Consider the following 21,257-nt stretch of genomic DNA (forward strand, 5'->3'; position numbering starts at 1 on the left):
GGCGGGCTTTTTCTGTGCTTCCGATTATTCTTCCTTAAACCCTTCGCCGTGAACGTCATGCACATCACTAATGATGACGAATGCCCGCGGGTCCACCGATTTTACAATATCGTGGAGCCTGCGGATCTCCTGGCGTCCGACGACGCAGTAGGCCATATGCTTGGCCTGCTTGGAGTACGCGCCTATGGCCGGAATCAGCGTAACGCCCCGCTCCATCTCGACCGTGATTTGGTCGGCGATTTCTTGGGCGTGGTCGCTAATAATCGTAAAGGCTTTGGCTGCATAGGCACCTTCCTGGATAAAGTCAATCACCCTGGAGGCAATGAAGACGGCTACGAAGGTGTATAGGATCCGCTCTCTAGGGATGAAGAACAGGGAAGCCCCGATAATGATAATATCGATCACGAGGATGACCCGTCCCATGCTCCAGCCAAATCGCCGGTTGCAAATGCGTGCAATGATATCCGATCCGCCGGTCGTCCCGCCGAAGCGGAATACGACGCCCAGTCCGGCTCCGAGAGTGACGCCTGCATACAGGGAAGCCAATATGTAGTCTCTTTCCGTTTGAAACGGCGTGATCCACCCGGCATCAATCAGCTTTTCGATGAACCACAGAAAAAACGTCAGCGATGCGATCCCGACGCCCGTATAAATCATCTGTCTGCCGCCAAGGATTTTCCAGCCGAGCAGGAAGAGCGGGATGTTCAGCACCAGAGTCGACAGGGACGGCGGAATGGAAAATGCATAATTCAGGAGGACGGTTACCCCTGTAACGCCCCCTTCCATCAGCTGGTTAGGGATAATGAAATAAAGCAGGCCGAAGGCATATACGGCAGAGCCCAAAATGATGGGCAATACGAGCTTGAGCTGAATAAACAACTTGGATGAACTCATGAAATCCCCCGCAATACCAGAAGTAGGAAGAAAGGTTTTTCTTCGCTCCATTCCATAGTATACCTTTTTCCCCGGCGATTAAAAAATATTTGTTTTCATTTCCGCTTTGCGATAACATATGGAGTAAACTAGCGTCCGGCGTGACGTGAAGCATTGTACATACGAAAGAGGGGGACGGTTCGGTATCATGGAGAAGTCATTGGCAGAGATGCAGCGGGAAGTCGACCGGTACATCTCCCAGTTTAAAGAAGGGTATTTCAGTCCGTTATCGATGCTGGCAAGGATGTCCGAAGAGGTGGGGGAGCTGGCCCGCGAGGTGAACCACCGGTTTGGGGAAAAGCCGAAGAAGCCTTCCGAAGAGGATAATTCCATTGAGCTCGAGCTCGGAGATATTTTGTTCATAACGATGTGCTTTGCGAATTCGCTGGGGATCGACCTGGCGGAAGCGCATGACAAGGTCATGCACAAATTCAATACGCGTGATAAGGACCGTTGGACGAAAAAGGACACCGATTAGGCGAAATGAACATATGCTGTAGGAAAACCGCCTGAACGGGGGGAGCAGCTATGCAGTCCGAACCTTTTGTCCAAAAGGCTTACCATTGTATTTTGCAGAACGATTTTGAAGAAGCACTTCATTGGTTTGAAGCAGCGATCGCCGAAAACCCCGAGGATGCAGAAATTCATTATAGATGCTCCGTAACCTATGCAAGAAGCAGCCGGCTGGATAAGGCCATGGAACGTGCGCTAGAAGCCTCTAGGCTCGCACCCGATAAGCCGGAATACGGTTTGTATGTTCAGCATTTGCAGGCGATGCGCATCGTGCAGGATGCGAAGAAAACGATCGATTCTCCCGATGTAGCACCTGCCAATCAATTGTATGAAACGGTATCTATTTTGAAGGAAGCGGTGCGGCTCGACCCGCTCTACGGGGAGGCGTATATTTGGCTTGCGCTTGCCTACAGCCAGCTGAACGAGCACGCGCTTGCCATATCGGCTATCAAGGAAGTCATCGCCCTTCAACCCCATGACCACGGCCTGCAGGATATGCTGGAGCAGTTAAAAGGCCGGCTAAACTCGTATTTATACGATTCATCGACCTAAATAGAATGAACTAAAGGTTTCTCATGTAATGTCTGGATCCCCGGGTCATTTTTCCGTGTCAGAAAAGGACTTTCTTTAGTTCATTCTATAAATCATGAGAAAGTGGGGAGCTAACATGTCAACCATCAAAGTAGCCGTCGCAGGAGCAGCCGGCAGAATGGGCAAGGAAGTCGTCAAACTGGTACTCGAGGATCCCGATCTGGAGCTGGTAGCCGCCGTCGGACGGTCCGGAGAGGGTACGGACGCGGGCACTTTGGCCGGGCTTCCGGAATGCGGCGTGAAGCTTACCTCCGATCTGGAGATGGCTCTGGTCGAAGGTAAGCCGGACGTGCTTGTGGACTTTACGACGCCGCAGTTCGCATACCCCAATACGGTCTTGGCCGTAAACCACGGGGTTCGTCCCGTGATCGGCACGACGGGCTTCACCCCGGAACAAATCGAAGAGTTGGACAAGCAGTGCAAGGAGAAGGGGATCGGCGGGCTGATCGCACCGAATTTCTCCATCGGGGCCATACTGATGATGAAATTTGCGGCGCAGGCGGCCAAGTATTTCCCGCATCTCGAAATCATGGAATTCCATGGGGATCAGAAGCTTGACGCACCTTCCGGCACCGCCATCAAAACGGCTGAGATGATTGCCCAGAACCGCCAGGAGATCCGCCAGGGAAATCCGAACGAGGAAGAGACGATTGAAGGCTCTCGCGGGGGATATTATAACGGTTTCCGCATTCACAGCGTCCGGCTTCCCGGCGTATTCGCCCAGCAGGAAGTATTGTTCGGAGGCTTTGGCCAAACGCTGAAGATCCGCCATGATTCCTATGAGCGGGCAGGATATATGCCTGGCGTCAAAATGGCGGTCGAGAAGGTTATGACGTACGAGGGTATGGTTTACGGGTTTGACCATTTTATAGAGTAGTTCAGGAGGGGTTACAACATGCTAAAAATCGCATTCATCGCACACGACCGAAAAAAAGACGAGATGGTCAACTTTGTCACGGCTTATGAGCATGTGTTTGAGGGACACCAGCTGTATTCCACAGGAACGACAGGACAGCGGATTATGGAGGGCACCGACCTGAAAATCCACCGGTTCATGTCGGGTCCGCTCGGCGGTGACCAGCAGATCGGGGCGCTCGTGGCCGAGAATGAGATGGACCTCATTATTTTCCTGCGGGATCCGCTGATGGCTCAGCCTCACGAGCCGGATATCAATGCGCTGCTCCGTCTTTGCGACGTCCAAGGGATTCCGCTTGCGACCAACATCGCAACGGCCGAAATTTTGGTCAAGGCGCTGGACCGCGGGGATTTTGCCTGGCGCGAGCTGGTACATAAATATAAGCCGGGTGCTGAAATATGAGTGAAACGCTGGATATTCTGATTTTCGGCGCCCATGCGGACGATGCCGAAATCGGGATGGGCGGCACGATCATCAAGCATGTGCAGGCCGGGCTTAAAGTGGGGATCTGCGATTTGACCTATGCGGAAATGTCCTCTAATGGAACGGTTGAGCGCAGGAAGCAGGAAGCGGCAGCCGCGGCTGGCGTTCTTGGCCTTTCCATGCGGAGCAGCCTTGGACTGCCGGACCGTGGACTGTTCATCACATCGGAACATGTGGAAGCCATCACTGCGGAAATCCGCCGTCATGCGCCGAGGGTCGTTTTCGCTCCGTATTGGGAAGACCGCCATCCCGATCATGTAGCCTGCAGCAAGCTGGTTGAAGAAGCGGTGTTCAACGCCAAGCTGCGCCGGTACATGCCGGACAAGCCGCCTGTACAGGTGGAGCAGCTGTATTTTTACTTCATTAATGATATGGGCAGAGCCGATTTGATGGTGGATATTACCGAACAGCAGGAAATGAAGGAACAGGCGCTCCTGTGTTACCGGTCGCAGTTTGAGATGACTCCGGGTGAAGGAGAAACGGTGGTTACCCCGCTGAATCAGGGATATATCGAACGCGTCAGATCCCGCGACCGGCTGACCGGCCAGCGCAGGCTCATTCCCTACGCGGAAGGCTTTGCGATCAAGTCGCCTTACGTCGTGGACATGTTCATTTCAGGATCCGAATAATGACCGATAGACAGGACTGAAGTCAAGCGCCCAATCTTTAGGCTTGATTTCAGTTCTGACTTTTTATAAGCTGAAAGCGCGCAAATACCCGGTTGAGCGGTTGTCCGCTGTAAAATGAAACGTCGCGAGACGTTTTTAATATTCTCTGGGTACATAATATAGAGAAGGCATGTAAAGAAGGGGGGACACGAAGCTTGGGTCAATCACTTAAAATTGGCATCACCTGCTATCCGTCACTCGGAGGCTCAGGTGTAGTCGCGACCGAGCTCGGCAAGCTGCTGGCCGAAAAGGGCCACCAGGTACACTTTATTGCCCACAGCATTCCATTCCGGCTGGGAGGGCAATTCCATAAAAACATTTTTTATCATGAGGTTGAAGTCAGTGATTATTACGTATTCCGCTATCCTCCTTATGACTTATCCCTTGCGACCAAAATGGCACAAGTGGCCAATATGCAGCAGCTGGACATTTTGCATGTCCATTACGCGGTTCCTCACGCGGTGTGCGCCTTCTTGGCCAAGCAGATGGTAGGAAGCAACCTGAAGGTGGTCACGACGCTTCATGGCACGGATATTACGGTACTGGCGCAGGACGAATCGTTAAAGGACCTGATCCGCCTGGCGATCAACGAAAGCGATGCGGTCACGGCGGTATCCGGAGACTTGATCCGGGAAACCCGTGAAGTGCTGGATATCAGCCGCGATATCGATCTGACGTACAATTTTGTGGATAAGCGCATCTACTATCCGCGCGATACGTCCTCGCTTCGCGGCGACTATGCCGAACCGGACGAGAGAATTTTGATGCATATTTCCAACTTCCGCCCGGTCAAACGCGTCGGTGACGTCGTGGACATCTTCGCCAAAGTCAACGAGCGGATGCCTTCCAAGCTGCTGTTCGTCGGGGAAGGTCCGGAGCTGCCGAAGGTCCAATGCAAGATCAGGGAGCTCGGACTGGAGCATAAAGTTCACTTTTTAGGCAAGCAGGACGAGATCGCACAAGTCATCTCGTTGGCTGACGTGCTTCTGCTTCCATCGGAAAAAGAAAGCTTCGGCCTGGTAGCGCTTGAAGCGATGGCATGCGGCGTTCCGACGGTGGGATCGCTCGCCGGAGGAATTCCCGAGCTGGTGGTTCACGGCGAGACCGGGTTCCTGTCCCCGATCGGAGATACGGACCAGATGGCCGATCAGGTGCTGCGGCTGCTGTCGGACGGCGATCTTGCCGCACGGTTCCGCGAGGCCTGTCTGACCCGGGCATGTCGGGAATTTTCCGACGCATTGATCACACGCAAGTATGAACAGATCTATTATCGCGTTCTCGACGCGAGGTGCCCCAGCTGGATGCGGTGTGCAGATAAGAGGTAGTCATTTAGGGGGTCATGGAAAGTTATGAAATGGAAGCAGGCGGATGCCGGGATGGCGGGCTGCGCCGAGCAGGTGCTGTCCGTCCTCGAAGCGCATGGGCATGAAGCGTATTGGGTCGGCGGATGCGTGCGTGATGAACTGATGGGCCGGTCGGTCAACGACATGGATATCACGACTTCGGCTCGCCCTGATGAAGTGACACGGCTCTTTGAACGGACGGTGCCTACGGGGATTGAGCACGGAACGGTCACCGTTCTGGTTGGAGACTACGCCTTTGAAGTTACTACATATCGGGTGGAAGGTTCGTACGAAAATCACCGCCGGCCGGCGGAAGTGGCCTTTGTGCGAAACCTGTCCGAGGATTTGCGCCGCCGGGATTTCACGATGAACGCGATAGCCTGTGACCGGCAGGGACGGTTTGTTGACCCATATCATGGTGAAGACGACATTCGAAAAGGCATCATCCGCTGCGTTGGAGAGGCCCGCGTCCGCTTTCAGGAGGATGCCCTGCGGATGGTGCGATGCATCCGGTTTGCCTCGGTGTTCGGCTACCGTATTGCCTTTAACACCTGGAAAGGCCTTCTCCTGGAAAGAGACGGTATTCAGTATATCGCGCTGGAGCGGATTTGGGCGGAGCTCGATAAAATGATGGAGGGACCTCATCCTTATCTCGGCCTGAGCTTGCTGGGAAGGAGCCGATTGCTGGAAAAAGCCCGGGTACCGTTTACATCTGCCGCCGTGGACGGCTTCCTGTCCAGGATCGGCGACATCCCTTCCAAGGAGACCGCTGTTAGATGGGCCCTGCTTATGCTGGCCTGCGGCTTATCCGGACAGGAAGCCGGAAACCTGATGCGCCAGTATACGTTTTCCAACGATGCCCGCGAGAGGGTCGAAGCCCTTTTGTATTTGGACGAAGAGGTAAAAGAGTTGAGTCGCGACACCCATCTTAGAGAGCAGTGGGTAGGCCTGGTGCTAAAGTACGGTCAAGAAACTGTCCGGCGCTGGCTCCTGCTTTGCTCGGTGCTGCCGCAGGAGAACAGGGGGACGGCAGCGGATGAGCTGCTGGCCCACGGGCTGGATTGGATGGACGAAATGAAGATTTTCCACCTGCACGAGCTCCAGATCGGCGGTTCCGATTTGATCGCGATTTCGGGCAAGAGGGGCGGACCTTGGGTGGGAGAACTGCTGAAGCAATTGCTGTTTAAAGCGGCGGCAGGCATGCTGCCCAATACGAAATTGGATTTGACAGAAGAAGTGAGACGGGTGATGGTTACCGATGAAAAAGGCTGAGACCCTTTTGGATATACTGCTGGATGCGGAAGAATTTGTTTCGGGCGAGGAGATCAGCCGGCGGCTGTCGGTCAGTAGAACCGCGGTCTGGAAACAGATCAACAAGCTCCGTGAGGCAGGGTACGAATTTGAAGCGGTTCCTCATAAAGGCTACAGGATTGTCAGCAAGCCGGACCTGCTGGATCAGCAGGAGCTGGCGCAGCGGATACAGTCTACAGTGATGGGATCGCAGCTGAAAATATTGGGGACGACGGTATCAACCCAGGAAGAAGCGAAAGCGCTGGCTGAGGAGGGGGCGCCGGAAGGCACTCTCGTCATTGCCGAAGAACAGACCGGCGGCAAGGGGAGGATGGGCCGCAAATGGTTTTCGCCCTATGGAAAAGGCATCTGGATGAGCCTGGTCCTTCGGCCCGAGCAGCCGCTCCATTACACACCGCAGCTTACGCTTTTGACCGGAGTGGCGGTGTGCCGGGCGGTCCGCAAGGTGACCGGCGTCATGGCCGGCTTGAAATGGCCGAACGACCTGCTGGTCGACGGGCGGAAAATTTGCGGCATCCTGCTGGAGTCGGCGGCGGAGGACGAGCATGTCCGTTACTGCATTGCCGGCATCGGAATCAGCGCCAACCTGGACCCTGGCGATTATCCGGAAGAGCTGACCGGGATCGGAACTTCCCTGAAGATCGAGGCGGGTGAGCCGATCGACCGGATGTCGCTCATCGCTACGGTGATGGAGGAGTTTGAAATGCTGTACGAGCTGTACCGCAAAGACGGATTTCAGCCGGTCGCCTCGCTGTGGGAGGCGCTGTCGGTAACGCTGGGCAAGCGTGTGTCGATTCAGACCGCACGCGGGCCGATCGAAGGAATGGCCGACGGGCTCGATGCAAGCGGCGCGCTTCGGGTTCGTACCGATTCGGGCGAGCAGATTCCTGTTTTTTCCGGAGATGTCGAACTTAGACGATGAAAAAATAATGAACTTTTGGTATACTTACATGTAGAGGCGGTATCGACGGATGATCGAACTGCACTCTGCATGTTTTTGTTTGAAGAACACCCTCATAACTGCAAATGGAATATTGCCGTTACGTTGGATTCTGCTCTGAGCCGGAAGGACCGAGACAGAAGGGACGATCGCAAGTGACCCTTTATGCCCTTTCGGACCTTTTTAGTGATTCACTAAAAGGTTTTTTTGTTTTTATCCTATTTTTCACACTCATCGAAAGGGGAAGAAGCACAATGGCAAACAAACAACCACTGAATATCGTGAAAATGAAAAAGATGAAGGCGGATGGCATTCCGCTCTCCATGGTAACCGCCTATGACTATCCTTCGGCGAGCTTGGCGGAGGAAGCCGGCGTAGACATGATTCTGGTCGGAGATTCACTCGGGAACGTGGTGCTTGGTTATGATTCCACGCTGCCGGTGACGATCGACGACATGGTGTACCATACGAGATCGGTTGTCAGAGGCGCCGGGCATACATTTATCGTGGCTGATATGCCGTTTATGACGTACCACGGAAGCATCGACAGTACGCTGGACAACGTTAAACGCCTGATGCAGGACGGTCATGCCCATGCCGTGAAAATGGAAGGCGGGCGCGAAATCTGCACCGCGGTGGAAACGATCGTCAAAGCAGGCGTTCCCGTGCTAGGCCACATCGGCTTAACGCCGCAGTCTGTGAACCAGATCGGGGGTTACCGGATTCAAGGTAAAGACGAGGCGGATGCCGCCAGATTGCTGGAAGATGCGAAGGCACTAGAAAAAGCAGGGGCATTCGGCGTCGTGCTTGAACTGGTAACGGAGGAAGTGGCCCGCTTTATTTCCGAGCAGCTGTCGATTCCGACCATCGGGATTGGCGCCGGGCGGTATGTCGACGGCCAGGTGCTCGTATTCCATGATTTGTTTAAGTATGCATCCCCGTATCGCGACAAGCGTTTTGTCAAAACCTATGGTGACATCGGAACGATCGTTCGCGACGGGATCAGCCAGTACGTTCATGACGTGAAGAGCCGCTCTTTTCCGGATGAGACCCATGTATTTACGGCAGACGATCAGGTCGTCGAGAACTTGTACGGCAAAGGAAAGGAGAAGGTGGCACGCGCATGAAAGCTGTAAGAACGATTGAAGAACTGCGCAGCAGTATAAAGGCGCTACAAATAAATTTGGGACCGGAAGCCACGGTCGGCCTGGTTCCAACGATGGGTTATTTGCATGAGGGGCATGCCAGCTTAATCCGCCGTGCCCGCGAAGATAACGGTATTGTCGTCGTCAGTATCTTCGTCAACCCGATCCAGTTCGGTCCGGGTGAGGACTATGAAACCTATCCGCGTGACGAAGCAAGAGATCTGGCACTGGCCGAAGCGGAAGGAGCGGACCTGGTCTTCCTTCCGTCGGTGGAGACGATGTATCCGCGGCCGACCAAGACCAAAATCATGGTATCGGACATTACGACCCGTCTTTGCGGCGCATCCCGTCCGGGACATTTTGACGGCGTGACGACGGTGGTGAGCAAGCTGTTCAACATCGTTCAGCCCGATAAAGGATATTTTGGCATGAAGGACGTGCAGCAGGTCGCCGTGCTTCAGCAGATGGTACAGGATCTCAACATGAACGTGGAGATTGTTCCCTGCCCGATCGTACGTGAGGAAGACGGCCTGGCTCTAAGCTCGCGCAACGTGTACCTGAGCGAAGAGGAACGCCGGCAGGCGCTCGTGCTGTCACGCTCTCTGCGCGAGGCTGCGGCCGCTGTGAGCGAGGGGACGGCGGTAACCGCCGGTGACATTCGAAACCTCTTGCAGCGCGTCATCAGCCAGTCTCCGCTGGCCGATATCGAATACGCCGAGGTCGTATCTTTCCCTGGGCTTCAGCCTTATTCCGATGACGAAGAAATCAGCGGGAAGGACGAGGCCGTCCTGATGGCCCTAGCCGTCCGTTTCGGTCGGACGCGCCTGATCGATAATCGTTTATTTAATCCCAAGGAGGCGAATTGACCGATGTACAGAACGATGATGAAATCCAAAATCCACCGGGCGACCGTTACCGAAGCGAATTTGAATTATGTGGGAAGCATAACGATAGATGAAGATTTGATGGAAGCCGCCGACCTGCTGGAGAACGAAAAGGTCCAAGTGGTGGATAACAATAACGGGGCGCGTCTGGAAACCTATGTCATCCCAGGTCCCCGCGGGAGCGGTGTGATTTGTTTGAACGGGGCGGCAGCCCGCATGGTTCAGCCTGGCGACACCGTCATTATTATATCCTACGCCGTCATGTCCGATGAGGAAATCAAAAGCCACAAGCCGACGGTAGTTTTTGTGAATGAATCCAACAAGCCGATGAACACGATGAGCAAAGAGGTTCACGCCACGATTATTTAAGGACTGGTCATGTATGCGCGGGGAAGCTAAGACAAGGAATGGCAGCCCGGAGCGGGAATGAAAAAGCCCGGGTTAACAAAAAATGAGTTCAGGTGACCGCACTGATTTCATTTTTGTTAAGGTGGGATGCAGCCATGTTTCAGCATGTATTCGCGGAAATGAACAACATGTTAGACGAAATCGTGAAACATTACCCCACAGCGCAGGAGGCCCAAAAGCATCAGCTGATCCAAAAGTGGAATTTGCTCAAAACGATGAGCGACGGCATCATAGAAGAATGGTTGTCTTTTGAAGAGAAAATGGGCGCTTTCCGGGAGCAGGCCAAGATCGCCCCTGTATTTCTGCAGCATGAAACGCCCGAGGTCGAGATGGATTCCTTTATCCGGGGGCAGGGATATTTCAAGCTGCTGATGTACAGGCAGGCGGCCCAGCAATTTGCGCAGGTGATCCTCGAATTCCCCGACAGCTTTTTGGCCCGGATGTACTTGGCCATGGCGTATTTGCACCTGGAGGAGCCGGCGGAAGCCCGCCATCATTTCCAGTGGATTCTGCCGCTTGCCCAGCATCCCAAGCTGAAGGCGATGGTGCTGAATGCGCTTGGCTGTGTCGAGGCGATGCAGGGCCAGCTTGGCAAGGCCCAGGATTATTTTACGCTGGCGCTTTCGCATGATCCCTCGTTCCCGGATCCGCTAATGAATCTGCAGGTTTGCCAGCAACAGTGCGGTCAGCTTCAGTATGGAAGCCAGTTAATATCGCTGATGTAATGCATGTGAGAAGACGATGCCCGCTGCACGGAAAGCGCCGGGTGTCGTCTTTTTCTATAGAACCGGAAGTTCAAGTTTTTCCTTCCTTGAATTTTCAAATGTGAAATCTTCTGTTATGCTGTTAAGGAGACTGGACGAAAGGATTTAGGAATCATGAAATTTGCCGTACTTGACTTCGAAACGACAGGCAACCAGTCCGCAGACGAAATTATTCAAGTTGGACTTGCCATTATAGAAGAGGATGGGACGATTTCAAAGGTGTATGGCTCTTATGTCAACCCGGGTATCGAAATCCCTCCGTTTATTACGGGACTTACCGGCATTACGAATGAGGATGTGGCCGCAGCTCCGGCCCTGGAAGAAATGATGATGGAGCTCGTGCCGCTGCTCGACGACGTGGTCCTGGTGGGGCATAATGTAGCATTCGATTTTAATTTTTTGCAAAACGCACTCGACCGGTGCGGTTATTTGCCGTTCTCTGGGCGGATTTTGGACACGCTCGACCTGCTCAAAATTTGCTTCCCTTCGCTGACTTCCTATCAGCTGGGCATGGTAACCGGACACTTCGGTCTTCAGCATGACCGGCCGCATCAGGCCGACAGCGACGCTTTGGCGACGGCATACGTTCTGCTGAAGTGCCTGGATGAGCTGAACGGCCTGCCGTTGATTACGCTGCAGCGGCTGGCCGAGCTGTTTGCCGATGAGGACAGCGACCTCGGCTGGTATTTCGACGGCCTCTGCCAGGAAAAGGAGCGGGAACCCGCTCAAGATCTGAACAGCCACACCTTTTACCGCCAGCTGGCGCTTAAGGTGGATGACTGGACCGAAATGGCCCCGCCGCGCGACGAAGTGGACGACAATCCGCTCAAAGGCGTCGAGTTTAAGGAATATTTGGCCGAGATCGAAAAACGGCTGCGCGATATTATGCCTCATTACGAGGAACGTGAGCCGCAGACGATCATGTTCGACCAGGTGATGAATGCGCTGGATCAGGACAAGCATCTGCTGATCGAAGCCGGGACCGGGACGGGCAAGTCGCTCGGATACCTGATCCCCTCGATTTATCAGAGCGTGAAGCAGGACCAGAAGGTGATGGTCAGCACGCATACGATCAACCTGCAGGAGCAGCTCCGGGAGCGGGATATCCCACTCTTGACGCAGGTCGTGCCATTTCCTTTCAAGGCAGCCGTGTTCAAGGGCAGACAGCACTATTTGTGTTTGAGAAAATTTGAACATAAAATAAACAGAAGAGACTTTATCAATCCGAAGGAAGACACCATCACGGCCGCCCAGATGATCGTCTGGCTCGCCCAGACCGAATCGGGTGATGACGAGGAGCTGAGCCTCGGCGGCCGTGCGGGAGACTTCTGGGAGACGGTAAGCAGCGACTCGGACTCCTGTCAGGGCCGTGCCTGCCCTTGGTTCCGCAAGTGCTATTACCACCGGGCCAAGCATGAAGCCGGAATCGCGGATGTCGTCATAACGAACCATTCCAAGCTGTTTACGGACGTCAAGGCAGGCCATCAGCTGCTGCCTTCCTACGAGCGGCTCGTGATCGACGAAGCCCATCACCTGGAAGACGTTGCCGGCAAGCATCTCGGACTACATTTGAAGTACTTTACGGTCGTCCATACGCTGACACGGCTCTATAAGGACGCCCGGAGCGGGCAGCTGCCGGCGCTTCGCCAGCTGCTTCAATCGTCGGCCTATGAGCAGGCCGGTGAATGGACCGCCGTGATCGACCGGATGAGCGAGGATTTGGTCGATGTCAAAGAGCACTGGGACAAGCTGAGCGAATTGCTCTTCGGCCTGCTTCCGGAACGGAGCGACGCTGCTCCCGGCGACGGCGGCCAGTATACGCTACGCCTTCAGCCGGGGAAAAAGCCGAAAGAGTGGGAGACGCTGGCGGCGCTCGAAAACCAGATTTTTGTCACGGTAGGGGAAATCGTCCGCAAAGGCGAAAAGATGCTGGCCGAATACAAGGAGGAGCAGGATGATTACGGTTCCGACAGCCTGATCACCGATATCGGCGGGCTGCTCAAGGACCTCAGCTCCGAGCGGGAGAATCTCCGGTTCTTTATGACGCTGAACGACGAAACCGTCGTGTACTGGATGGAAGCGAGCGGCCATTTCCGCAGCAAATCGCTCCAGCTGTACGCTGTTCCGGTTGACGTCAGCAAGCAGCTCAAGGAGCTGTTTTTTGACAAGAAAAAGAGCGTCATCCTGACGTCCGCCACCTTATCCGTAGATAAATCGTTCCAGTATATGATCGATAACCTTGGACTGCAGGAGGACCAGGACAGCGGACGTCTTGTGACGGTCCAGCTTCCGTCCCCGTTCCGGTACAGGGACCAGGCGCTGCTCGTCATCCCGCGGGATTTTCCAAGCGTGAAGGGAAGCGTCGGGGACGCCCTGTTTGTCGAAACGCTGGCCCGCTCACTGGCGGACGCCGCGATCGCGACCCACGGCCGGATGCTGGTGCTGTTCACCTCGTACCGCATGCTGCGCCAGGTATACGAGCCGCTGAAAGAAGCCCTTGCACAAAGCGACATCGCCGTGCTTGGACAGGGCGTAGACAGCGGCAGCCGCACGAAGCTGATCCGGCGGTTTACGGACAGCAGCGCTTCGGTGCTGCTTGGAACGAGCAGCTTCTGGGAAGGCGTTGACATCCCGGGTGAAGCACTGACGTGCCTGGCCATCGTCCGGCTCCCGTTCCAGCCGCCGAACCATCCGCTGGTGGAAGCGAAGAGCGAGCTGCTGCAGCGCCAGAAGAAGAACCCGTTTATGAAGCTGTCGGTCCCGCAGGCCGTCATCCGCTTCAAGCAGGGCTTCGGGCGGCTGGTCCGCACCGCCCATGACCGGGGCATCGTCATCGTATACGATACGCGCGTCATTGAATCGTATTACGGGAAGTACTTCCTGTACTCGCTGCCTGGACCGAAAATGGAGCATATGCAGACAGACCAGATGGTTCCGCGTATCTCTGAATGGCTTCATCAGGACGGTGTGTCTTAAATGAGTCCATTAGATAGAATGAACTAAAGCGGTTAGAACAGGAAGTTCAATGCAAAACTTTAGTTCAATCTATATAACCAAATAAATATTCAAGCCGTTCAATAGGGGGAACATGCATGAAATCGGAGAAAATATCCGAGGCGGTTGTCCGCAGATTGCCTATATATCTTAGATATCTAAATGAGCTGAACAAACGGGAGGTGGCCACGGTCTCCTCCCAGGAGCTCGGGCAGAAGCTGGATCTCAACCCGGCGCAGATCCGCAAGGATTTGGCGTATTTCGGGGATTTTGGCCGTAAGGGGATAGGGTATGACGTGTCCTATCTCATCGAGAAGATCCGTCAAATTCTGAATTTGGACCAGCAGATCAACGCGGTGCTGGTTGGAGCGGGGAATCTTGGTCAAGCTTTGTCCAACTATAACTTTTACCTGAAGGAAAATATGAAGATCGTAGCCGTGTTTGACGCCAATCCGTCCAAAATCGGCACGCGCATCAACACCTTGACGGTACAGGCCATGGATGAGCTGAAAGAAACGATACAAAGCAAAAATATCCGGATCGGGATCATTACCGTCCCGGATTTCGAAGCGCAAAACGTCGCCGATCAGCTGATCGCGGCCGGGATCGAGGCGATTCTGAATTTTGCACCGACGATTCTGAAGGCACCGGCAAGCATTCGGATACACGCCGCCGATTTTACGACGGATTTGCTCAGCCTCGCTTATTATTTGAACAACGGAAAGGACGACACGGAAGATGACGGACAATTTGAAGAGCTCGAGCAGCCGGAGCGCCAATCCTAAATGGGCAATCAAGAACGGCAGCTTTGCCGTTTTGCGGCCGGAGCAGCCTGTACTGCATGGCTGGATGGTCATTGAGGGCGACCGCATCACCTATATCGGTGAAGAGGAGCCGCAGCTGGAGGAGGGCGTACAGGTCGTCGACGGCACGCATTTATTTTTTATGCCGGGCCTGATCAACACCCATGGACATACCGCCATGTCGCTGCTGCGCGGTTACGGAGATGACATGGTGCTCCAGGAATGGCTGCAGGAAAAAATGTGGCCGATGGAAGCGAAATTCACGTCCAGTGACGTCTACTGGGGGACTTCGCTGTCCGTGCTTGAAATGCTGAAGGGCGGCACGACGACGTTCCTCGATATGTACGATCATATGGATCAGGTAGGCAAAGTGGTGACTGAATCCGGCATGCGCGCAGCCCTGACCCGCGGTGTCATCGGTCTGTGCCCGGAGGATGTGCAGCGGCACAAGCTGAACGAAGCCATTCAGTTCGCCAAGGACTGGCACGGGCAGGCAGACGGCCGGATCACAGCGATGATTTCTCCGCATGCCCCGTACACATGCCCTCCTGATTTTATTGAGAAGTTCGTTCAGGCGGCGCATGACCTGGATCTGCCGATGCATACGCATATGTCGGAGACCAAGGCGGAAGTGGAGCAGAATGTACGCGATTATGGAACGCGTCCGGCGATTCATTTGGAGAAGCTCGGCATGTTCTCACGGCCGACGATTCTGGCACACGCGGTCCATTTGACAGATGAGGAAATCGACATTTTGGCGAAGCACCACGTGACGGTATCACACAACCCTGGCAGCAACCTGAAGCTGGCGAGCGGTGTGGCCCGCGTTACCGACATGATGCAGGCAGGCATTACGGTTTCCCTGGGAACCGACAGTGCGGCGAGCAACAACAATTTGGACATGTTTGAAGAAATGCGCCTTGCCGCTTTGATACATAAAGGCGTCTCGGGAGATCCGACGGCGGTTCCCGCCGCGGAAGCGCTGCGTATGGGCACGATCTACGGAGCCCAATCCTTGTTCCTGGAGGGAGTCGGTGCACTAGAGGCCGGGATGAAGGCGGATTTTATTGCCGTGAATACGGATCAGGCTCATTTTCTGCCGCGTACGGACTTCATTTCACACGTCATTTATTCGGCCAGCGCGAAGGACGTTGAGCACGTCTGGGTGGACGGGAAGCAGGTCGTGAAGCACGGCAGCTGTCTCACTTTGGACGAGGAACGCATCCGCAGGGAAGCCCAAGCGGCTTTTGAAGGTCTTCTCTCCCGCTAAGACCGGGATGATTAGCTCACCTTTCAGAAAGGAAGTTCAGGTTGAAGAACAAGAAAAAATGGATCTTTCTCGGCATTGTCGCCCTGCTGCTGATCATTTTCGGCGCTTACCGTTATTTTATTTACGTGCTGCAGGATCAATGGAGCGAAAAGGACACCGCTATTGCCAAAGCGAAGCAGGAAGCCGGAATCGTGTCGGTCACTGATGCCCAAAAGTCTGTGTGGGACCAGAACAGCATCTACTGGGTCGTGGAAGGGACGAACAAGACGGGCCAGGAGGTCATGGTCTGGGTGCAGTTCACCGATCAGGGAAAACCCAAGGAAGGCCAGAATACCGTGCATCAAGAGCTTTTGAGCAGCGGTATGTCCAAAGAGAAGATGAAGGCCAAAATCAAAAGCTCCATTCCCGGCATTAAAGATATGCGCCTCGTACCGGGTGTTTATAACGGAGAATACGTATGGCAGCTGTTCTACAAGGTGAAAGATCACTATTACTATCAATTTTACCGGTTCAGCGACGGAGCGGAAATCGGCAGCCCGTTCACGCTGCCCAATCGATAATTTTGTTTAAACGGCCATATCATGCAGAAAGAACCCCATCCTCAAATGGGGTTCTTTGGCTTACAAAGGATAATATTTAAAATATATTCACACTTTACCTTCGATTTAGTATATACAATGTGATATACTCTTATTTGTATTGAAGAGATATATATGACGAACAGCCCGGATTGTACTATAATTAGAGGATAGCGTTTTTCAGTAAAATTCAGAAGCCCGCTTCAGCTTGGAAGAAGACTTTTCTGCTCTTTATCGAAAAACATGGTATATAGAAGTGCGGTCAGATGCGTGGATCAAACGAAGAGATGCTTGTGTTTCGCGACAAGCGCAAAACCATCCATCGAATCGGGCTGAACAGAAGCATGGTGACCGAACAATGGACTTGAACCGCTAACGAAATATTTATTTTTGTCATCTAAAGTTTAGTTTTTTTGCTTTGCCATTTCGAAAGGGGGACAACAAGTGAAATTGCGTCCATTGCCTATTATTATAACTGTTGTTGTATCGGTTGCCGTACTGTTTGGCGGCTGGTTCTTTTATCGGCAAACGACCCTGCAGGGTCCGCTGCAAAAAATCGTCAGCAATTATCAGGGCGTGAATAACGCACATTTTAATATTACCCGCGATCAGGTGGATTTGAAACTCGATTTGAAGCCGAATGTAAATTTGGCTGATTTGGCGGATAAAATCTCCACCGAAGGCAAATCCGTCGTCGGCACCCGGGCGCTGAAGTTCGATTTTGTGGATCATTCATCGGACAAGCTGAACCAGTATTGGGATAAAGCGATGTTCTCTGTAGCCGAAGCGATGGAAAACAAGCGCTATACGGAAATTCCGGTCAAGCTGCAGGATCTGGCTAAGGGTACCGGAATTCAGACGAAAGCCGAAATGGACACGAAAAATGTCTATATTACGCTGACGGACGGCAGCTCAAGCAAGTTTCTTGTTCTGCCCCGTGATCCCGGCAAGATGGGAGTGTGGGAATAATGCCTAGATTGCTGAAGGAAGTTTTGATCGGATTTGTGCCGGTATTATTCATTTTTTTAGCTTTTGTAGGGGTCAATGTCATCCCTCTCATTATCGCCGGACTGATGATCGGCGGACTCCTGTTTATGACCAACATGAGAGGCGGACTGACGGTAGGTGCTGCTTCGGAACGCAAGCGTAAAAAGGGCGGGCCGAAGAAGCTCACTTTTGAAGAAATCGGCGGCCAGGATAATGCCAAGCAGGAGCTGCGCGAGGCACTGGACTTCCTGATCCGTCATGATGAAATCCAGAAGCTCGGCATTCGCCCGTTGAAAGGAATTCTGCTGACAGGACCTCCCGGAACAGGGAAGACGCTGATGGCCAAGGCGGCCGCACATTACACGGATTCGGTATTCGTTGCCGCATCCGGCAGTGAGTTCGTAGAAATGTACGTCGGCGTCGGCGCGGGCCGCGTCCGGGATCTGTTCCGCGATGCGAGAAACCGGGCAGCCAAGGAGAACAAGCAGAGCGCGATCATTTTCATCGATGAGATCGACGTCATCGGCGGCAAGCGCGAAGGCGGGCAGCAGCGCGAATACGATCAGACGCTGAACCAGCTGCTGACCGAGATGGACGGCATTTATTCGTCGGACAGCCCGAGAATCCTTTTGATTGCGGCGACCAACCGTAAGGAGATGCTGGACAGCGCGCTGCTTCGTCCGGGACGGTTCGACCGTCATATTCAGGTGGACCTGCCTGACAAGAAGGGACGCAAGCACATCCTGGAGCTGCATGCGAAGAATAAGCCGCTGCACGAGGAGGTCAACCTCGATAAAATCGCCGAGGAATCTTACGGCTTCTCGGGCGCCCAACTGGAGAGCGTGATGAACGAAGCCGCGATCTACACGATGCGCGAAGGTCTGAAAGAGATCGAGCAGCGCCATCTGTCCATGTCCATCGACAAGGTGATGATGGGTGAGCGCACCGACCGTGAATCGACGATCGAAGAGAAGAAACGCGTCGCCATCCATGAGCTTGGACATGCCATCATGGCAGAGCTGGTGCGTCCGGGCAGTGTCAGCCAAGTGGCCCTCAGCCCACGCGGCAAGGCGCTCGGTTACGTGCGCCATAACCCGCAGTCGGAGCAGTACCTGTACACGAAATCGTTCCTGGAAGAGCAGATCATGATCGCTCTCGGCGGCGCGGCGTCGGAGGAAATTTTCTACGGCGGACGCAGCACCGGTTCGAGCAACGACTTTGAACAGGCGCTCGACATCGTCAAGACGATGATGAGATCCGGCCTTACGTCTCTTGGCATCGTAAACATGGATATGGTTACGACAGAAGAGCTGATGAAGGTGAACAATGAGATTCTGGAAGACCTGATGGGCAGAACCCGCAGCCTTCTGGAGAACCACCGGATCATTTTCGACAAATCTCTGGACATTTTGCTGGCAGAAGAAACGCTGTCCGGCGAACAATTCCGCAAGCTGTTTCATGAGTTTTCACTACTGCCAGCCTGATGCGCTGGCTCTTTTTTTTACTTTTTTTTAATGCTGCGTTATTATTATAAGTTGGGTCGTAAATGTATTTTTCGACAAGAAGGGTACAATAAATATAGAAGACCATGGAAGGTGGAGCAGAAACATGTACTTTAAAAAAATTGGTGTTATCGGCGGGGGGACGATGGGCCAAGGCATAGCCGAAATGCTGGCCGCCAGAGGCCTGGACGTTCTGCTGGTCGAGAAAACGCCGGAGAAACTCGATTATTCGTACAGCATGATCGAAACGAGTCTCGATAAGCAGCTTGAGAAATGGGCGATCACCCAGGCGGAGAAAAAGCTCATTTTGGGCCGGATCCAAAAGGTGGTCCATTTTGCCGAGCTGGGAAGCTGCGATATGGTCATTGAGACCATTTCGGAGGATCTTGAAGCGAAGAAGGAAGTATTTGCCCAGCTGGATCAAGTGTGTCCTAATCATATTATTCTCGCCAGCAATACTTCTACGCTCAGCTTAACGGAGCTTGCGAGCACGACGATGTATCCGGAGCGTGTCATCGGCCTGCACTTTATCCATCCTGTCAGCAAAGTTGATCTCGTGGAAATTATCCGCGGCTTGAAGACTTCTGATTCCACGTTCGGGGAAACGAAGCGTTTTGTGGAGGAAGTCGTGGACAAGAAAGGGATCATGGTATATGAGTCCCCAGGCTTTGTGACGAGCCGCATGATCTGCCTGATGATTAACGAAGCGCTGCATATCCTGCAGGAAGGCGTCGCCTCCGCGGAAGATATTGACGATGCTATGCGGATCGGCTATTCGTTCCAGCACGGACCGCTCGAAATGGCGGACCGCTTCGGTCTGGATTCGGTCCTGGCCGCTCTGGAGCGCATGTTCCGCGAGTTCGGCGAACTGAAATACCGCCCGTCCATCGTGCTGAAGAAAATGGTTCGTGCCGGGCATTTGGGCGTGAAAACGGGAGTAGGCTTCTTCAAGTATGACAAGGATGGTGACCGCGTATGAAAATTTTGGTAATTAATGCTGGCAGCTCTTCGCTGAAATACCAGCTGTATGATATGACAGACGAAAGCGTACTTGCAAAAGGACTCGTAGAACGGATCGGCATGGACTCATCCATCGTTACCCATAAACCTACCGGCCGTCCGGACGTGACTGAGGTCAGCGAAATTCTGGAGCATACGACGGCGATCCGCAAAGTGCTTGCACTGCTGACGGATAAAGAGAACGGCGTGATCGAATCCGTCGATGAAATCCAGGCGGTCGGCCACCGGGTCGTGCACGGGGGAGAATTCTTCAAGGAATCCGCTCTGGTGGATGCGGAAGCCAAGTCTAAAATCCGCCAGCTGTTCGATCTGGCGCCGCTTCATAACCCTGCATCCATGCTGGGGATCAAAGCAACGGAGGCGAATATGCCTGGCGTTCCGCAGGTTGTCGTGTTTGATACCGCCTTCCATCAGACCATGCCGGAGACGGCTTATCTGTATGCCATTCCGAGAGTGCTGTACAACAAATACAAAGTCAGACGGTACGGTATGCACGGCACCTCGCATGATTTTGTCAGCAAAGCTGCAGCGGAGTACCTGGGCCGGCCGCTGGAGGATCTGAAGATCATTACCTGCCACATCGGTAACGGGGCCAGCCTAACCGCAGTAGATGGCGGAAAATCGGTTGACACGTCCATGGGCATGACACCGCTCGAAGGCTTGATGATGGGTACACGCAGTGGTGACCTGGATCCGGCGATCGTTCCTTACGTGATGAACAAGGAAGAGCTGACGGTCAACGAAGTGAACTCCATGCTGAACAAGCACAGCGGTCTATTGGCCATTTCCGGCATCAGCAGCGACATGCGCGAAATTACCGAAGGGATGGAGAAGGGCGATGCCCATTCCAAGCTGGCCTTTGACATGTACGAATACCGTCTGCGCAAGTACATCGGTTCATATGCTGCCGCGCTGAACGGTGTGGACGTGATCGTCTTCACGGCGGGCGTCGGTGAGAATTCGGTTGTTTTGCGTAAAAAAGTATGCGAAAATTTGACTTACCTGGGCGTGGAATTGGACGAAGAACTGAACGCCGTCCGTTCCGGCGAACCGCGCCGCATTTCTTCCAAGAACTCCAAGGTGGAAGTGCTGGTCGTTCCGACGAACGAGGAACTGGTGATCGCCCGCGATACCAACCGGATCGTTCAATCCTTGAACGCCTAGGCTGAAGGGATACAGGCAAGTAAAGTTAAGGGAGAGATTG

20 protein-coding genes and 1 pseudogene are annotated in these 21,257 nt (G+C 53.7%); 20 read left to right on the forward strand and 1 reads right to left on the reverse strand.

Annotated features, from left to right (window positions below; translation table 11 throughout):
• Positions 1-24 precede the first annotated feature (24 nt).
• On the reverse strand, positions 25-894 hold the full coding sequence (locus ABID47_RS03185) for a YitT family protein (RefSeq protein WP_076170119.1): 870 nt from the start codon (positions 892-894) through the stop codon (positions 25-27).
• A gap of 187 nt (positions 895-1,081) precedes the next feature.
• Here ABID47_RS03185 and ABID47_RS03190 point away from each other — a divergent pair, with 187 nt between their 5' ends.
• The 20 genes and pseudogenes from ABID47_RS03190 to ABID47_RS03285 all read left to right on the forward strand — a co-directional run bounded on the left by ABID47_RS03190 (position 1,082) and on the right by ABID47_RS03285 (position 21,217).
• Positions 1,082-1,411, forward strand: a complete 330-nt coding sequence (locus ABID47_RS03190; RefSeq protein ID WP_354494890.1) for a nucleotide pyrophosphohydrolase — start codon at positions 1,082-1,084, stop codon at positions 1,409-1,411.
• 50 nt (positions 1,412-1,461) lie between these two features.
• On the forward strand, positions 1,462-1,998 hold the full coding sequence (locus ABID47_RS03195) for a tetratricopeptide repeat protein (protein ID WP_116229710.1): 537 nt from the start codon (positions 1,462-1,464) through the stop codon (positions 1,996-1,998).
• Between the two features lie 115 nt (positions 1,999-2,113).
• Positions 2,114-2,914: a 4-hydroxy-tetrahydrodipicolinate reductase gene (gene dapB, locus ABID47_RS03200; protein ID WP_145023933.1), complete on the forward strand. Its 801-nt coding sequence runs from the start codon at positions 2,114-2,116 to the stop codon at positions 2,912-2,914.
• Between the two features lie 18 nt (positions 2,915-2,932).
• Positions 2,933-3,355, forward strand: coding sequence for a methylglyoxal synthase (gene mgsA, locus ABID47_RS03205; protein WP_116229712.1), 423 nt, complete (start codon positions 2,933-2,935; stop codon positions 3,353-3,355).
• Positions 3,352-4,065 carry a bacillithiol biosynthesis deacetylase BshB1 gene (gene bshB1 / locus ABID47_RS03210; RefSeq protein WP_354494891.1) on the forward strand — a complete coding sequence of 238 codons (714 nt, stop codon included), beginning with the start codon at positions 3,352-3,354 and terminating at the stop codon, positions 4,063-4,065. The genes mgsA and bshB1 overlap by 4 nt, the downstream gene beginning before the upstream one ends.
• Before the next feature lie 194 nt (positions 4,066-4,259).
• Positions 4,260-5,422, forward strand: a pseudogene (bshA, locus tag ABID47_RS03215) (N-acetyl-alpha-D-glucosaminyl L-malate synthase BshA).
• Positions 5,423-5,453: 31 nt separating this feature from the next.
• Positions 5,454-6,719 (forward strand): CCA tRNA nucleotidyltransferase, encoded by a 1,266-nt coding sequence (locus ABID47_RS03220; RefSeq protein ID WP_354494893.1) that lies wholly within the window; start codon positions 5,454-5,456, stop codon positions 6,717-6,719.
• Positions 6,706-7,680, forward strand: a complete 975-nt coding sequence (locus tag ABID47_RS03225; protein WP_354494894.1) for a biotin--[acetyl-CoA-carboxylase] ligase — start codon at positions 6,706-6,708, stop codon at positions 7,678-7,680. The genes ABID47_RS03220 and ABID47_RS03225 overlap by 14 nt, the downstream gene beginning before the upstream one ends.
• Positions 7,681-7,952: 272 nt before the next feature.
• On the forward strand, positions 7,953-8,825 hold the full coding sequence (gene panB, locus ABID47_RS03230; protein WP_354494895.1) for a 3-methyl-2-oxobutanoate hydroxymethyltransferase: 873 nt from the start codon (positions 7,953-7,955) through the stop codon (positions 8,823-8,825).
• Positions 8,822-9,709, forward strand: a complete 888-nt coding sequence (gene panC, locus ABID47_RS03235) for a pantoate--beta-alanine ligase (protein WP_354494896.1) — start codon at positions 8,822-8,824, stop codon at positions 9,707-9,709. The genes panB and panC overlap by 4 nt, the downstream gene beginning before the upstream one ends.
• A gap of 3 nt (positions 9,710-9,712) precedes the next feature.
• Positions 9,713-10,096 carry an aspartate 1-decarboxylase gene (panD, locus tag ABID47_RS03240; RefSeq protein WP_076170868.1) on the forward strand — a complete coding sequence of 128 codons (384 nt, stop codon included), beginning with the start codon at positions 9,713-9,715 and terminating at the stop codon, positions 10,094-10,096.
• A gap of 134 nt (positions 10,097-10,230) precedes the next feature.
• Positions 10,231-10,860, forward strand: a complete 630-nt coding sequence (locus ABID47_RS03245; protein WP_354494897.1) for a tetratricopeptide repeat protein — start codon at positions 10,231-10,233, stop codon at positions 10,858-10,860.
• 153 nt (positions 10,861-11,013) lie between these two features.
• Positions 11,014-13,875, forward strand: coding sequence for an ATP-dependent DNA helicase DinG (dinG, locus tag ABID47_RS03250; protein ID WP_354494898.1), 2,862 nt, complete (start codon positions 11,014-11,016; stop codon positions 13,873-13,875).
• A gap of 116 nt (positions 13,876-13,991) precedes the next feature.
• A complete protein-coding gene (locus ABID47_RS03255) occupies positions 13,992-14,678 on the forward strand; it encodes a redox-sensing transcriptional repressor Rex (RefSeq protein WP_145158511.1) in 687 nt (228 codons plus the stop codon).
• Complete coding sequence (locus ABID47_RS03260; protein WP_089548029.1) at positions 14,632-15,966, forward strand: amidohydrolase; 1,335 nt, start codon at positions 14,632-14,634, stop codon at positions 15,964-15,966. Before ABID47_RS03255 ends, ABID47_RS03260 begins: the two co-directional genes overlap by 47 nt.
• Before the next feature lie 41 nt (positions 15,967-16,007).
• Complete coding sequence (locus ABID47_RS03265) at positions 16,008-16,526, forward strand: cell wall elongation regulator TseB-like domain-containing protein (RefSeq protein WP_354494899.1); 519 nt, start codon at positions 16,008-16,010, stop codon at positions 16,524-16,526.
• A gap of 462 nt (positions 16,527-16,988) precedes the next feature.
• On the forward strand, positions 16,989-17,513 hold the full coding sequence (locus tag ABID47_RS03270; RefSeq protein WP_105442124.1) for a hypothetical protein: 525 nt from the start codon (positions 16,989-16,991) through the stop codon (positions 17,511-17,513).
• Entirely contained in the window at positions 17,513-19,015 is a 1,503-nt protein-coding gene (locus tag ABID47_RS03275) for an AAA family ATPase (protein ID WP_354494900.1), read from the forward strand. Before ABID47_RS03270 ends, ABID47_RS03275 begins: the two co-directional genes overlap by 1 nt.
• 124 nt (positions 19,016-19,139) lie before the next feature.
• Positions 19,140-20,012, forward strand: a complete 873-nt coding sequence (locus ABID47_RS03280; protein ID WP_076170885.1) for a 3-hydroxyacyl-CoA dehydrogenase family protein — start codon at positions 19,140-19,142, stop codon at positions 20,010-20,012.
• Complete coding sequence (locus ABID47_RS03285; protein ID WP_116229725.1) at positions 20,009-21,217, forward strand: acetate/propionate family kinase; 1,209 nt, start codon at positions 20,009-20,011, stop codon at positions 21,215-21,217. The genes ABID47_RS03280 and ABID47_RS03285 overlap by 4 nt, the downstream gene beginning before the upstream one ends.
• Positions 21,218-21,257 lie beyond the last annotated feature (40 nt).

The sequence above is a fragment of the Paenibacillus favisporus genome (genome assembly GCF_040545415.1).
In the GTDB taxonomy this organism is placed as follows: Bacteria; Bacillota; Bacilli; order Paenibacillales; family Paenibacillaceae; genus Paenibacillus_AQ; species Paenibacillus_AQ favisporus.

What these genes read in the sequence shown, in the direction of transcription:
- ABID47_RS03195 (WP_116229710.1), top strand. Translation starts at nt 1,462, where the DNA reads ATGCAGTCCGAACCTTTTGTCCAAAAGGCTTACCATTGTATTTTGCAG.
- ABID47_RS03260 (WP_089548029.1), top strand. Translation starts at nt 14,632, where the DNA reads ATGACGGACAATTTGAAGAGCTCGAGCAGCCGGAGCGCCAATCCTAAA.
- ABID47_RS03255 (WP_145158511.1), top strand. Translation starts at nt 13,992, where the DNA reads ATGAAATCGGAGAAAATATCCGAGGCGGTTGTCCGCAGATTGCCTATA.
- ABID47_RS03220 (WP_354494893.1), top strand. Translation starts at nt 5,454, where the DNA reads ATGAAATGGAAGCAGGCGGATGCCGGGATGGCGGGCTGCGCCGAGCAG.
- ABID47_RS03285 (WP_116229725.1), top strand. Translation starts at nt 20,009, where the DNA reads ATGAAAATTTTGGTAATTAATGCTGGCAGCTCTTCGCTGAAATACCAG.
- panB (WP_354494895.1), top strand. Translation starts at nt 7,953, where the DNA reads ATGGCAAACAAACAACCACTGAATATCGTGAAAATGAAAAAGATGAAG.
- ABID47_RS03245 (WP_354494897.1), top strand. Translation starts at nt 10,231, where the DNA reads ATGTTTCAGCATGTATTCGCGGAAATGAACAACATGTTAGACGAAATC.
- panD (WP_076170868.1), top strand. Translation starts at nt 9,713, where the DNA reads ATGTACAGAACGATGATGAAATCCAAAATCCACCGGGCGACCGTTACC.
- ABID47_RS03225 (WP_354494894.1), top strand. Translation starts at nt 6,706, where the DNA reads ATGAAAAAGGCTGAGACCCTTTTGGATATACTGCTGGATGCGGAAGAA.
- ABID47_RS03190 (WP_354494890.1), top strand. Translation starts at nt 1,082, where the DNA reads ATGGAGAAGTCATTGGCAGAGATGCAGCGGGAAGTCGACCGGTACATC.
- dinG (WP_354494898.1), top strand. Translation starts at nt 11,014, where the DNA reads ATGAAATTTGCCGTACTTGACTTCGAAACGACAGGCAACCAGTCCGCA.
- ABID47_RS03280 (WP_076170885.1), top strand. Translation starts at nt 19,140, where the DNA reads ATGTACTTTAAAAAAATTGGTGTTATCGGCGGGGGGACGATGGGCCAA.
- mgsA (WP_116229712.1), top strand. Translation starts at nt 2,933, where the DNA reads ATGCTAAAAATCGCATTCATCGCACACGACCGAAAAAAAGACGAGATG.
- ABID47_RS03275 (WP_354494900.1), top strand. Translation starts at nt 17,513, where the DNA reads ATGCCTAGATTGCTGAAGGAAGTTTTGATCGGATTTGTGCCGGTATTA.
- bshB1 (WP_354494891.1), top strand. Translation starts at nt 3,352, where the DNA reads ATGAGTGAAACGCTGGATATTCTGATTTTCGGCGCCCATGCGGACGAT.
- ABID47_RS03185 (WP_076170119.1), bottom strand. Translation starts at nt 894, where the DNA reads ATGAGTTCATCCAAGTTGTTTATTCAGCTCAAGCTCGTATTGCCCATC.
- dapB (WP_145023933.1), top strand. Translation starts at nt 2,114, where the DNA reads ATGTCAACCATCAAAGTAGCCGTCGCAGGAGCAGCCGGCAGAATGGGC.
- panC (WP_354494896.1), top strand. Translation starts at nt 8,822, where the DNA reads ATGAAAGCTGTAAGAACGATTGAAGAACTGCGCAGCAGTATAAAGGCG.